The sequence below is a fragment of the Cellulomonas sp. ACRRI genome (genome assembly GCF_022346185.1).
Classification (GTDB): Bacteria; Actinomycetota; Actinomycetes; order Actinomycetales; family Cellulomonadaceae; genus Cellulomonas.
Window position 1 is genome coordinate 1 of the sequence record NZ_JAKRMS010000001.1, and the last position, 12,314, is coordinate 12,314.

The 12,314-nt window shown below is 76.5% G+C and carries 12 protein-coding genes; 10 read left to right on the plus strand and 2 right to left on the minus strand.

Annotated features, from left to right (window positions below):
* The coding region (locus tag MHY85_RS00005; RefSeq protein WP_239191497.1) for a hypothetical protein at positions 1–181 on the plus strand (181 nt) is incomplete at its 5' end.
* Between the two features lie 302 nt (positions 182–483).
* Here the strand turns inward: MHY85_RS00005 and MHY85_RS00010 are convergent.
* Entirely contained in the window at positions 484–822 is a 339-nt protein-coding gene (locus tag MHY85_RS00010; RefSeq protein ID WP_239191500.1) for a hypothetical protein, read from the minus strand.
* A 64-nt stretch (positions 823–886) separates the two neighbouring features.
* Here MHY85_RS00010 and MHY85_RS21685 point away from each other — a divergent pair, with 64 nt between their 5' ends.
* The 3 genes from MHY85_RS21685 to MHY85_RS00030 all read left to right on the plus strand — a co-directional run bounded on the left by MHY85_RS21685 (position 887) and on the right by MHY85_RS00030 (position 3,595).
* On the plus strand, positions 887–1,741 hold the full coding sequence (locus MHY85_RS21685; RefSeq protein ID WP_308191280.1) for a DUF664 domain-containing protein: 855 nt from the start codon (positions 887–889) through the stop codon (positions 1,739–1,741).
* Between the two features lie 128 nt (positions 1,742–1,869).
* Positions 1,870–2,565: an HAD family phosphatase gene (locus MHY85_RS00025; RefSeq protein WP_239191503.1), complete on the plus strand. Its 696-nt coding sequence runs from the start codon at positions 1,870–1,872 to the stop codon at positions 2,563–2,565.
* A gap of 67 nt (positions 2,566–2,632) precedes the next feature.
* A complete protein-coding gene (locus MHY85_RS00030) occupies positions 2,633–3,595 on the plus strand; it encodes an arginase family protein (protein ID WP_239191506.1) in 963 nt (320 codons plus the stop codon).
* Between the two features lie 3 nt (positions 3,596–3,598).
* On the opposite strand, the gene MHY85_RS00035 is transcribed toward MHY85_RS00030, so the two are convergent.
* Positions 3,599–4,513 (minus strand): RecB family exonuclease, encoded by a 915-nt coding sequence (locus MHY85_RS00035; RefSeq protein WP_374232456.1) that lies wholly within the window; start codon positions 4,511–4,513, stop codon positions 3,599–3,601.
* A gap of 129 nt (positions 4,514–4,642) precedes the next feature.
* On the opposite strand from MHY85_RS00035, the gene MHY85_RS00040 reads away from it, so the two are divergent.
* The 6 genes from MHY85_RS00040 (at position 4,643) to MHY85_RS00065 (ending at position 12,238) form a co-directional block, all read left to right on the plus strand.
* A complete protein-coding gene (locus MHY85_RS00040; protein ID WP_239191510.1) occupies positions 4,643–5,758 on the plus strand; it encodes a site-2 protease family protein in 1,116 nt (371 codons plus the stop codon).
* Between the two features lie 11 nt (positions 5,759–5,769).
* Positions 5,770–6,894 (plus strand): tRNA (adenine-N1)-methyltransferase, encoded by a 1,125-nt coding sequence (locus MHY85_RS00045; protein WP_239191513.1) that lies wholly within the window; start codon positions 5,770–5,772, stop codon positions 6,892–6,894.
* Between the two features lie 179 nt (positions 6,895–7,073).
* On the plus strand, positions 7,074–8,702 hold the full coding sequence (gene arc, locus MHY85_RS00050; RefSeq protein ID WP_239191516.1) for a proteasome ATPase: 1,629 nt from the start codon (positions 7,074–7,076) through the stop codon (positions 8,700–8,702).
* A 153-nt stretch (positions 8,703–8,855) separates the two neighbouring features.
* The gene (locus tag MHY85_RS00055; protein ID WP_239191519.1) at positions 8,856–9,542 is read left to right on the plus strand and encodes a DUF4956 domain-containing protein; all 687 of its coding nucleotides are present in this window, start codon (positions 8,856–8,858) and stop codon (positions 9,540–9,542) included.
* Complete coding sequence (locus MHY85_RS00060; RefSeq protein ID WP_239191522.1) at positions 9,539–10,324, plus strand: polyphosphate polymerase domain-containing protein; 786 nt, start codon at positions 9,539–9,541, stop codon at positions 10,322–10,324. Before MHY85_RS00055 ends, MHY85_RS00060 begins: the two co-directional genes overlap by 4 nt.
* Before the next feature lie 51 nt (positions 10,325–10,375).
* The gene (locus MHY85_RS00065; RefSeq protein ID WP_239191525.1) at positions 10,376–12,238 is read left to right on the plus strand and encodes a carbohydrate-binding domain-containing protein; all 1,863 of its coding nucleotides are present in this window, start codon (positions 10,376–10,378) and stop codon (positions 12,236–12,238) included.
* Positions 12,239–12,314: the final 76 nt, after the last annotated feature.

The following is a 12,314-nucleotide window of genomic DNA, read 5'->3' on the forward strand; positions in this document are numbered from 1 at the left end:
GGAGGTGCCGGACGTCATCGCCCCCAGGGTCGCCCGCGGCGCGCACGGCCGCACCCGGGGCGCCGTGGGCACGGATCCCGGCGACGCGGCCCCGGCGACGTCGCGCAGGGGCGTCCGGCGGTGGCGTGACGCGCCGACGCGACCCGTCGGCGACGCCGCGTGGCGTGACGCGTCGGCGTGACCGGCCGGCACCACCGGCCGGCGACACCGCTTGGCGTGACGCGTCGGCGACACCGCTTGGCGTGACGCGTCTGCGTGACCGCCCGGCACGACCGGCCGGCGTGACCGCCCGGCACGACCGGCCGGCGTGACCGGCCGGCACGACCGGCCGGCGTGGCCGCCCGGCACGCCCGGTCGGCGTGACCGCCCGACGTGACCCTCCGGAGTGGCCGGCCTACGTGACCTCGCCGACGTGGCCGCCCGACGCGGCCCCCGTCGGCGTCACCCCGTCGGGCTCACCCCGCTGGGCTCACCCCGCTGGGGTCACGCCGCGGCCGCCCGGCCCGTCGTCGCCCCGGCGGCGCGGGCGTCGGCCCGCCGGCGCAGGTGCAGCCGGAGCAGCGCGTGCAGCCCGACGTTCAGCCAGGCGCACCCGATCGCGACGGCGACGACGGCGGCGGTCGGCCAGGTCGCGGGCGCGAGGAGCAGCGCGAGCGTCCACGGCAGGCCGAACGGGAGCGTCGCGAGCAGCGCGAGCCCGGCCCCGATGTTCGCGTCGTCGGTGGGCTGCGCGGCGAGCACGACGAGCAGCACCGTGACGAGGGCGGCGGCCACGGCGTGGGCGACGAGCAGGCGGGAGGGGCGGCGTCCGGCGGAGGGCACGGGGCCATGCTCCCCGGTCGCCGGCCTGGGTGCACCGGCGACGCGCCCGGCTACCGTGAGCCGCATGGGCGAGCGGATCACGGCGGAGCGGTTCCGGGCGGGCGACGGGGTCGCGGACTGGCGGGTCGGGCCGGACGGCGCGCACGCGAGGTTCCGGACGGGGTCGTTCGCGGTCGGCGTCGAGCTCGTCGACGCGATCGGCGAGCTCGCCGACGCCGCCGGCCACCACCCGGACGTCGACCTGCGGTACGCCGCCGTCGCCGTGCGGCTCGTCTCCCACGACGTCGCCGGGCTGAGCGAGCGCGACCTCGACCTCGCCCGCCTGATCTCGGCCGCGGCCCGGGAGCTCGACATCCCGGCGGACCCGGTCGCCGACGCCGCGCCCGCCCTCGACGAGCAGGGCCGCCCCGAGCCCGCGCCGGACGGCGACGAGGTGCAGACCCTGCTCGGCTTCCTCGAGTTCCACCGGGCGACGCTCGAGTGGAAGACGCGCGGGCTGGACGGCGCGGGCCTGGCGGCCACGGTCGGGGCCTCGACCATGACCCTCGGGGGCCTGCTCAAGCACCTCGCGTACGTCGAGGACGACTGGTTCTCCCGCGTCGTGCACGGCCGGGACCGGGCCGAGCCGTGGGCGTCCGTCGACTGGGCCGCCGACCGGGACTGGGAGTGGCACTCCGCCGCGGACGACGCCCCGGACGACCTGCGCGCGCTGTGGCTCTCGGCCGTCGAGCGCTCGCGCGCCGACGTCGCGGTCGCCCTGGCCGCGGGTGGACCGGACGCCCCGGCCCGGCGGGCGTGGCCCGACGGGCGCACCCCCACCCTGCGGTGGGTCCTCACCCACATGATCGAGGAGTACGCCCGGCACAACGGGCACGCCGACCTGTTGCGCGAGGCCGTGGACGGCGCGGTCGGCGAGTAGCGCCGCCGCGCCGTCGGGGACGCGTCCCCGGCGGCACCCCGGCCGCCGGGTCGGGCGCGCGACACCCCGCGTTCACCCTCGTTCACCCGCGCCGGGTACCGTCGAGGGCAGACCCGACCGACCGATCCGTGGAGCCGCACGCCGTGAACGACGCCCGACCCGCCCTGCCCGCCGCCGTCCTCTGGGACATGGACGGCACCCTCGTCAACACCGAGCCGCTCTGGATGGCGGCCGAGACCGAGCTCGTCGAGTCCTGGGGTGGCACCTGGACCCACGAGGACGGCCTCACCCTCGTCGGCAACCCGATGACGGTCTCGGGCGAGATCCTGCAGGGCCGCGGTGTGGGTCTGCCCGTGGACGAGATCGTCGACTTCCTGAACACGCGCGTCGCCGCGGCGGTCGCGCAGACCACGCCGTGGCAGCCGGGCGGCCGGGAGCTGCTCTCCGCGCTGGCGGAGGCCGGCGTGCCGCAGGCGCTCGTGACGTCGTCCTACCGGGAGCTCGCCGAGCCGTTCGCGCGGGTCGCCGGGGTGTTCGCGACCGTCGTCGCGGGCGACGAGGTCGAGCGCCCCAAGCCGGACCCGCAGCCCTACCTGCTCGCCGCCGAGCGGCTGGGCGTCGACATCGCCGACTGCGTCGTGGTCGAGGACTCGCCGACGGGCATCACGTCCGGCGTCGCGTCCGGCGCACGCGTCCTGGCCGTCGAGGTGTTCCGCGAGCTGCCCGACATCGAGGGGCTGAACCGGACCGGGTCGCTCGCCGACGTGTCCCTGGCGGACTTCGGGCGCATCCGCTCGGGCGCGGTGCTCGACCTGCTCGGCTGACCGCCGTCCCGGCGGACGCGTCGCCGCAGGCGGCGCGCCCCGGGACCCGGGGCCCTACCGTCGTGCCATGACGCGGGGGCGGGACCGGCACTGGGGCGTGCTGGGCGTGCCCTCGAGCCGGGCGGCGCACTGGCCGGGGCTGGAGCAGGGGCCCGCCGCGCTCCGGGGCGCGGGGCTGGTCGAGGCGCTGGCGGCCGCGGGCGCCTCGGTGGTCGACCACGGCGACCGCGCGGTGGAGCGGTGGCGGCCCCGCGGGGCGGCCGGCGCCGCCGCGGCGACCGTGCCGCACGACGCCGCGGGGGTGGCGGCGGTGCTCCGGGACGCCCGCGACGCGCTGGGGGGCGTGCTGGCGACGGGGGAGACGCCGCTGGTGCTCGGGGGCGAGTGCACGCTCGTGATCCCGCTCGTCGCCGCGGCCGTGGCCGTGCACGGCGACGTGGGCCTGGTCTACGTCGACGGCGGGCAGGACCTGCAGCTGCCGCCCGACCACCCGGAGGAGCCGATCCTCGACTCGATGGGCGTGGCCCACCTGCTGGACCTGCCCGGGACCGTGGGCGCGCTCGCCGCCCTGGGCCCGCGTCGGCCGCTGCTCGACCCCGGGGCACTGTGCTTCCTGGGATTCGGGGACGCCGACGAGGACGTCCGCGGCCTGGTGCCGAGCCTCCGGGTGCCCGCCGCCGAGGTCACCGCCGACCCCGAGGGCGCAGCGTCCCGCGCGCTCGCCGCGGTGACCGGTCGCCGCTCCCGCGAGCCCGGTGCGGCCGGCGCGGCGGCGGGCCGCCCGTTCCTCGTGCACGTCGACGTGGACGTCCTCGACGCGCTGCTGCTGCCCGGGGCGGACGTGCCGCAGTACGGCCGCGGTCTCACCCTCGACGTCCTCGTGGCGGTCCTGGAGCCGCTCGTCGCGGACGACCGGTTCGCCGGCCTGACCCTGGTCGAGTACAACCCGGACCACGACCCGGACGGCACCTCGGCGCGGCGGCTGGTCGCCGCCCTCGCCCCGGTGCTCGCCGCGCGCCGTGAGCCCTGACCGTCAGGAGGCCCGCGCCACCGGGACGACCCCGATCGCCCGCTCGACCGCGCCGTCCGGCACCTCCGGCGGCGTGCCGCCCCAGGCGGGGCACACGGCCCGGTGCGCGCACCAGTCGCACAGCCGGGACTTCCGCGGACGCCACTCGCCGGTGCGCGCGGCCTCCTCGACCTGCGCCCACAGGGACCGCAGCCGCAGCTCGAGCGTCCGCATCTCCGCCTCCGAGGGCGCGTGCCGCAGGATCTGCCCGTCGCCCAGGTAGACGAGCTGCAGGAGCTTGGGGAGCACGCCCCGCTCGCGCCACAGCACGTACGCGTAGAACCGCATCTGGAACAGCGCGGACCCCTCGAACCCGGGGTTCGGCGACTTCCCGGTCTTGTAGTCGACGACCCGCAGGGCCCCGTCCGGCGCCACGTCGATGCGGTCGACGATCCCGCGGAGCTGCGGTCCGTCCTCCATGAGGGTCTTCACCGCCAGCTCCCGGTCGCCCGGCTGCAGCCGGTTCGGGTCCTCCAGGGTGAAGTAGGTGTCGAGCAGCAGCCGCGCGCTGCCGAGCCACGCCTCGCGCTCGTCGTCCGTGGCGAACATCGTCACGACCTCGGGCGACCGCTCCAGCAGCGCGTCCCACGCGGCCGGCACCAGCTGGTGCGCGGCGGCGGGCGTGCGCTCGCCGAGGGGCAGGTCGTACAGCCGCTCCAGCACGGTGTGCACGAGCGTGCCGCGGGCGGCCGCCAGGCTGGGCGGCTCGGGCAGCTTGTCGACCACGCGGAACCGGAAGAGCAGCGGGCACTGCTGGAAGTCGTTGGCGCGCGAGGGCGACAGACCCGGGACCCGCGGCTCGGGCGCGGCCTCGACGTCGCCGGCGTCGGCGCCGTCGGCGGACACGGGGGCGAGCAGCTGCGGGTCGGTGGTCGTCACGGTGACGAGCGTAGGCGCCACCACCGACACGCCCGCTCTCCCCACGCCCGCGCCCGGGCCGGCCCCGCGCCGCCGGCCCGCGCCGCCCCGCGCCCGCTCCGCACGGTCCGGGCACGTAGCCTTCCACCCGTGGCAGAGAGAACGCGGGGCTGGGTCGTCGGGCGCGTGGCGGGGACGCCGGTCGTCCTGAGCCCGAGCAGCCTGCTGGTCGTGGCGGTCATCGCCCTGGTGTTCGCCCCGTCGGTCCGCTACCGCGCTCCCGGTCTGGGCACCGGGTCCACCTACGTCGTGGCGCTCGTCGTCGGCCTGCTCCTGCTGCTCTCGGTCCTGGTGCACGAGCTCGCCCACGGGCTCACCGCCCGCGCGCGCGGGCTGCAGGTGCGCGAGTACGCCTTGACCCTGATCGGCGGCCACACCGCGTTCCACGGCCGGATCACCCCGGTCACCGAGGGGCTGGTCGCGGTCGTCGGTCCGATCGCGAACCTGCTGCTCGCGGGTGCCTTCTGGCTCGTGGCCCGCGGCGTCGACCCGCTCGGCCTGCCGGCCCTCGTGCTCTTCGCCGCGGCGTACAGCAACGCGTTCGTCGGCCTGTTCAACCTCGTGCCCGGCCTGCCGCTGGACGGCGGCATGGTGCTGGAGTCCATCGTGTGGGGCGCGACGGGGGACCGGCGGCGGGGCGCCCTCGTCGCCGGCTGGGTCGGGCGGGTGTTCGCGGTGGGCTTCGCCGCGTGGGTGGTGCTGGTGCCCATGCTGCGCGGCGGCCGCCCCGACCTGTGGGCGGTCGCGTGGGCGGCGATCGTCGGCGCGTTCCTGTGGTCCGGCGCGTCCGAGGCGATCCGGGGCGCCCGCGCGTCCCGCGCCGTCGACGCGCTGCACGTCGGTGCCGTCGGGACCCCCGCGGTGGGCGTCCCGGCCACCGCGGTGCTCGCCCAGGCCGACGCCGCCCGCGGCCGGTCCGGGGCCGACGCCGTCGTGCTGCTCGCCCCGGACGGCCGTCCGGCGGCGTACGTCGACCCGCAGGCGGCCAACGCCGTGCCGGCCGCCGACCGCGCGCACGTCCCGCTCACCGCCGTCGCCGTGACGCTGCCCGCGGGCGCGGTCGTCGACGCCGCCCTGCGCGGCCCCGCGCTCGTCCAGGCGGTCGCGGCGGTGTCCCGGTTCTCCCCGGTGCTGGCCGCCGTCCGCGACGGCCAGGTCGTCGCGCTGGTGCGCAGCGCGGACGTGGCCGCGGCCCTGCGCCCCTAGGATCGACCCCCGTGACCGAGCAGACCCCCGCCGAGCAGCCCTCCGCGCCCGCGCCCGCCGCCGCCCCCACGCCGACGGGAGCCGACCAGCGCCGCGGCCTGCTGCGCGTGGGGGAGCGGGTCCAGCTGACCGACCCCCGGGGCCGGCTGCACACCATCACGCTCGCGCCCGGCGCGACGTTCCACACGCACAAGGGGTACTTCCGGCACGAGGAGCTCATCGGCGCGCCCGAGGGCACGACGGTGACGAGCACCGGCGGCGTCGAGTACCTCGCGCTGCGGCCGCTGCTGAGCGACTACACGCTGTCCATGCCCCGCGGCGCCGCGGTGGTCTACCCGAAGGACGCCGGCCAGATCGTCGCGATGGCCGACATCTACCCGGGCGCCCGGGTGGTCGAGGCCGGCGTCGGCTCGGGCGCGCTGACGATGTCGCTGCTGCGCGCCGTCGGCGACGGCGGCCGGCTGCACTCGATCGAGCGCCGCGAGGACTTCGCGGCCATCGCGCGCGGCAACGTCGAGACGTTCTTCGGCGGCCCGCACCCGGCCTGGCGGCTCTCGGTCGGCGACCTGTCCGACGTCCTGCCGGTCGCCGAGGCCCCGGGCGAGGTCGACCGGGTCGTGCTGGACATGCTCGCCCCGTGGGAGAACCTGGACGCCGTCGCGAGCGCGCTCGCCCCCGGCGGCGTGCTGATCGCGTACGTGGCGACCGCGACGCAGCTCTCGCGCCTCGCCGAGGACCTCCGCGCGGACGGCCGGTACACCGAGCCGCAGGCCTGGGAGTCGATGGTCCGCGGCTGGCACCTCGAGGGCCTGGCCGTGCGCCCGCAGCACCGGATGATCGGGCACACCGGCTTCCTGCTGACCACCCGCCGGCTCGCCGACGGCGTCCTGCCGCCGCTGCGCAAGCGGCGCCCGGCCAAGGGCTCCCGTCCCGGCGAGGCCGACGGCGCGGCCGGGTCGCCCGGCGCCGCCGAGGCGGCCCTCGTCGACGAGACGGGCGACGTCGTGACCAGCAGGTCCTTCCAGGAGGTGCCCGACGCCGAGTGGACCCCCGAGGCCCTCGGGGAGCGCGCGGTGTCCGACAAGAAGGTGCGCCGCGTGCGCCGCGACGTGGGCCGGGCCCCCGAGGCGGACTGACCCGCGACCGGCCCGGCGAGCCGCCCCGGGCCGCGGCGCGGCAGGTCCCGGCGACGCCCGGGCGACGCCCCCGCCGCGCCCCGGCGAGGCGCCGCCGCTGCGATTGACACGTGTGGTTAGGGTTCCCCCACGACAGCCCCACAGCGCCGTGAGGTCGACCCGCGATCGGAGGTACCGCGATGACGGAACCGACAGCACGCGACCTGCAGCGCGAGCTCGCGCTCCTGGCCGCCAAGAACGAGCGCATGTCCGACGCGCTCGTGGCCGCGCGCGACCAGATCATCGAGCTCAAGCGCCAGATCGACGACCTCGCGAAGCCGCCGGGCACGTTCGCGACCTTCCTGACCGCGCGCGAGGACGGCACGGTGGACGTGGTGTCCTCCGGCCGCAAGATGCACGTCGGCGCGAGCCCGGCGATCGACGTGCACCGGCTGCGGCCCGGCCAGGAGGTCATGCTCAACGAGGCGCTCACGGTCGTCGAGGCGGGCGGCTACGAGCAGGTCGGCGAGCTGGTCACGGTCAAGGAGCTGATCGGCCGGGACCGCGCCCTGGTCGTGGGCCGCGGCGACGAGGAGCGGGTCGTGCGCCTCGCCGGCCAGGTGCTGGACGGCTCGGTGCGCGTCGGGGACGCCCTGACCGTCGAGGCGCGCAGCGGCTTCGTCTTCGAGCGGGTGCCGCGGGCGGAGGTCGAGGACCTCGTGCTCGAGGAGGTGCCGGACATCGACTACACCGACATCGGCGGCCTGGGCCCGCAGATCGAGCAGATCCGCGACGCCGTCGAGCTGCCGTTCCTGCACCCGGACCTGTTCCGGGAGCACGGCCTCAAGCCGCCCAAGGGCGTCCTGCTGTACGGCCCGCCGGGGTGCGGCAAGACGCTCATCGCCAAGGCCGTCGCGCACTCGCTCGCCGCGACCTCCGCCCGCGCGCGCGGCGAGGAGGTCACGGAGGCCAAGTCCTACTTCCTCAACGTCAAGGGCCCCGAGCTGCTCAACAAGTACGTCGGCGAGACCGAGCGGCACATCCGGCTGATCTTCGCCCGCGCCCGGGAGAAGGCGTCGCAGGGTCACCCCGTCGTCGTCTTCTTCGACGAGATGGAGTCGCTGTTCCGTACCCGCGGGACCGGCGTGTCGAGCGACGTGGAGACGACGATCGTCCCGCAGCTCCTCGCCGAGATCGACGGCGTGGAGCGGCTGGAGAACGTCATCGTCATCGGCGCCTCCAACCGCGAGGACATGATCGACCCGGCGATCCTGCGGCCCGGCCGGCTCGACGTGAAGATCAAGATCGAGCGCCCCGACGCCGAGGGCGCCCGCGAGATCTTCGCCAAGTACCTGACGCCGGACCTGCCGATCCACGCCGACGACCTCGCCGAGCACCACGGCTCCACCGCCGCGGCGGTGGACGCGATGATCGCGCGGGCCGTCGAGCGGATGTACTCCGAGAACGAGGAGAACCGGTTCCTCGAGGTGACCTACGCCAGCGGAGACAAGGAGGTCCTGTACTTCAAGGACTTCAACTCCGGCGCGATGATCCAGAACGTCGTCGACCGCGCGAAGAAGTCGGCGATCAAGGACCTCCTCGCGACCGGCCAGCGCGGCCTGCGCGTCGAGCACGTGCTCACGGCGTGCGTCGACGAGTTCAAGGAGAACGAGGACCTGCCGAACACCACCAACCCCGACGACTGGGCGCGCATCTCCGGCAAGAAGGGGGAGCGCATCGTGTTCATCCGCACGATCGTCCAGGACAAGAAGGGCGAGGAGGCCTCGCGCCGGATCGAGAACATCACGAGCACGGGGCAGTACCTGTAGCGGCCCGCCGCCGCACCTCGCGCACGCACCGACCCGGGCCCGCCGTCGACTCAGACGGCGGGCCTGGCTCGTGCACAGGGACCCCACAGCGCCGCGCGGCTTGATGGACGGACCCGGTTCACCGGGCGTTCATCCCCGACCCGCGAGGTGCCCATGCCTGCCGCCGTCCTGTTCGCCGCCGATCTCGTCGCGATCGCCGTCCTGACCTTCGCCCTGTACTTCCCCCGGCACCGCCGGCGCGACCTCGTCGTCGCGTTCCTCGGCGTCAACGTCGGCGTCCTGGCCGTCGCGGGCGCCCTGTCGACCAGCACGGTCGGCGCGGGCCTCGGCCTGGGGCTGTTCGGCGTGCTGTCGATCATCCGGCTGCGGTCGTCCGAGATCGACCAGCGCGAGGTGGCGTACTACTTCGCGGCCCTGGCGCTGGGGCTCATCGGCGGGCTCGGCTCGTCGCTCGGCGCGCTGGCCCTCGCGCTCATGGCGATGGTCCTCGCGGCCCTGTACGTCGGCGACCACCCGCGGCTGCTGCGCGGCTACCGGCAGCAGGTCGTCGTGGTCGACCGCGCCTTCGGCGACCACGCCGCGCTCGTCGCGCACCTCGAGCAGCTGCTCGGCGCCCGGGTGCACGGCGCGACCGTGCAGCGGCTCGACCTGGTGGACGACACGACCGTCGTGGACGTGCGGTACGCCGCCGCGCCTGCGGGGTCGCGAGTCGGGCCGGACCCGCGGCTGGTCGTGCCCGGCGAGCGTGCCGCCTCGGCCGCGGTGGCCGCCGCGCCCACCGGCCCCGCCCACCCGGCCGGCCCCGCCGCCGCACCGACCCTCTCCGGGGTCGCGCGATGACCGCCGTCGCCGCCGCGCCGCACCTCGCCGACGTCGGTCACCTGCCCGCGATCGGCCTCGACGAGCTCCAGGAGACCGCCGCCCTGCAGACCCGCGTCGACCGCAAGTACGTCCTGCCGCTCGCAGCCGTGCCCGACCTCGTCGCCGCCCTGCCCGCCGGTGCCCGCCGCCTGGTCATCGGCGACCGGGACGCCTTCGGGTACGAGTCGGTGTACTTCGACACCCCGGGCCTCGACGCGTTCCACCTCGCCGCCGGGCGCCGGCGCCGGCGGTACAAGGTCCGCACCCGCACCTACACCGACACCGGCGGCTGCTGGCTCGAGGTGAAGACCCGCGGCCCGCGCGGCACCACCGTCAAGGACCGGCGCGAGCACGACGTCCGAGAGCGGGCCGAGGTCGGCGACGCGCTCGGCTTCGTCGTGGACACCCTGCGCGCCCACGGTGTGCACCTGCCGGACGCGGCAGCCGGCGACGAGCTGCTGCTGGCCCCGACCCTGACCACGCAGTACCACCGCAGGACCCTGTACCTGCCGGACGGCGCGCGCCTCACCGTCGACACCGGGCTGGAGTGGATCGGCGCCCGGTCCGCTGCCGCCGTCCCCGAGCACGCCGTGGTCGAGACCAAGAGCGTCGGCGGGGCGTCCGTCGCCGACCGCGCGCTCTGGGCCCTCGGCCACCGGCCCAGCCGCATCTCCAAGTACGCCACCGGCCTGGTCGTCCTCGACCCGGCCCTCGGCGGCCGGCCGTGGCGGCGCACCCTGCGCCGCTCGCTCGCCGTCTGATCCCGCGGCGCGCACCCCGCGCCGATCCCCACCCCACGAAGGGCTCCCACCATGCGCCGACCCCGCCGCGTCATCGCCGTCCCCGCCGTCCTGCTCAGCCTGCTGCTCGCCGGCTGCACCGCCGACGCGGTCGCCGGCACCGGCTCCTCCGACACCTCCGGCACCACCGGCGCCGTCGTCACCGACGTCGCCGCGGGGGCCACCGCCGAGGAGGTGCTCGCCGCGAACGCCGAGGTGCACGAGGCCGAGGACGCCGGCACCGCCACCGGCACGATCACCCTCGACGGCGACACCGCCACCTCGGACGCCGACGGGGTCACCGTCGACGGCTCCGTCGTCACCATCACCACCGGCGGCACCTACACGATCACCGGCACCCTGGACGACGGCCAGGTCGTCGTCGACGCCGGGGACGCCGTCGTGCACCTGGTGCTCGACGGCGCGGACATCACCTCGTCCACGAGCGCCCCGCTGGTCATCAGCACCGCGGGGTCCGCGGTGGTCGAGCTGGCCGACGGTTCCGTCAACACCCTCGCCGACGCCGCGACGTCCACGGACGCGGACGGCGAGGACGAGCCGAACGCCGCCCTCTTCAGCGCGGCCGACCTCACGATCACCGGGGAGGGCGCGCTGACCGTCACGGGCAGCGCGAACGACGGCATCACCTCCAAGGACGGCCTCGTCATCGAGGCCGGGGACATCACCGTCGTCGCCGCGGACGACGGCATCCGGGGCAAGGACTACCTGGTGGTCCGGGGCGGGACGCTCGACGTCACCGCGGGCGGCGACGGCCTGAGGGCGGACGACGCCGACGACACCACGAAGGGCTTCGTCGTCCTCGAGGGCGGCGCGGTCTCCGTGGCGGCCGACGGGGACGGCGTCGACGCGGCGACCGACGTCGTGGTCACCGGCGGCACCCTCGACGTGACCGCGGGCGGCGGCAGCGCGCAGGAGCCGACGGACGAGACCTCGACCAAGGGCGTGAAGGGCACCGCGAGCGTCGTCGTCGGCGGGGGCTCCCTCACCGTCGACTCCTCCGACGACGCGGTGCACTCGAACGGCATCGTGTCCGTCACCGACGGGGAGCTGACCCTGTCCAGCGGCGACGACGGCGTGCACGCCGACGCTGCCCTCGACGTCACCGCCGGCACCGTGGACGTGCTGACCTCCGACGAGGGGCTGGAGGCCGAGGCCATCACCCTCGCCGGGGGCGACCTCGGCGTCGTGGCCACCGACGACGGCGTCAACGCCGCGAGCAGCGCCTCGGGATCGACCGAGGACGCCCAGGGCGACTGGGCCGGCCCGCAGGGCGGGTCGAGCGGCACCGCCAGCCTCACCATCACCGGCGGCACCCTCGCCGTCGACGCCGGCGGCGACGGCCTCGACGCCAACGGCACGCTCACCATGTCCGGGGGCACCGTTGTCGTGAACGGCCCCACCGACGACGGCAACGGCGCGATCGACGCCGACAGCTCCCCGTCGGTCACCGGCGGCACCCTCGTCGCCGCCGGGTCCTCCGGCATGGCCACGGCCCCGGCCACCGACGGGCAGGGCTGGGTCTCCGCGACCTTCGACACCGCCCAGGCCGCCGGCACCACGCTGGCGGTGGTCGACGCGGACGGCTCCGTCGTCGCGACCTTCACGCCGACCGAGGAGATCACCTCCCTGGTGGTCTCCGCCGCGGGCATCACGGCGGGGGAGTCGTACACCGTCGTGTCCGACGCCACCGCGTCCGGCGAGGCGTTCGACGGGTACACCGCCGACGGCGACGCCGCCGGCGCGACCGAGGTCCTCACCGTGACGGCGGGGGAGCACACCGGCGGCACGGGCGGCGGCACGGGTGGCGGCCAGCCCGGTGGCGGCCAGCCGGGCGGCGGCGGTCAGGCCCCGGGGCGTCCGGGTGCGCAGGGCTGATCGGGCCGGCGGGCCGAGCCTGCCCGGCCGGGTCGGCTCGGCCCGCGCACCCGGGCCGGCCGGGCGGGCGACATAG

Bases quoted from the DNA above. Each gene is read 5' to 3' on its own strand.
- MHY85_RS00065 (WP_239191525.1), top strand. From the start codon at position 10,376: ATGCGCCGACCCCGCCGCGTCATCGCCGTCCCCGCCGTCCTGCTCAGC.
- arc (WP_239191516.1), top strand. From the start codon at position 7,074: ATGACGGAACCGACAGCACGCGACCTGCAGCGCGAGCTCGCGCTCCTG.
- MHY85_RS00030 (WP_239191506.1), top strand. From the start codon at position 2,633: ATGACGCGGGGGCGGGACCGGCACTGGGGCGTGCTGGGCGTGCCCTCG.
- MHY85_RS00060 (WP_239191522.1), top strand. From the start codon at position 9,539: ATGACCGCCGTCGCCGCCGCGCCGCACCTCGCCGACGTCGGTCACCTG.
- MHY85_RS21685 (WP_308191280.1), top strand. From the start codon at position 887: ATGGGCGAGCGGATCACGGCGGAGCGGTTCCGGGCGGGCGACGGGGTC.
- MHY85_RS00055 (WP_239191519.1), top strand. From the start codon at position 8,856: ATGCCTGCCGCCGTCCTGTTCGCCGCCGATCTCGTCGCGATCGCCGTC.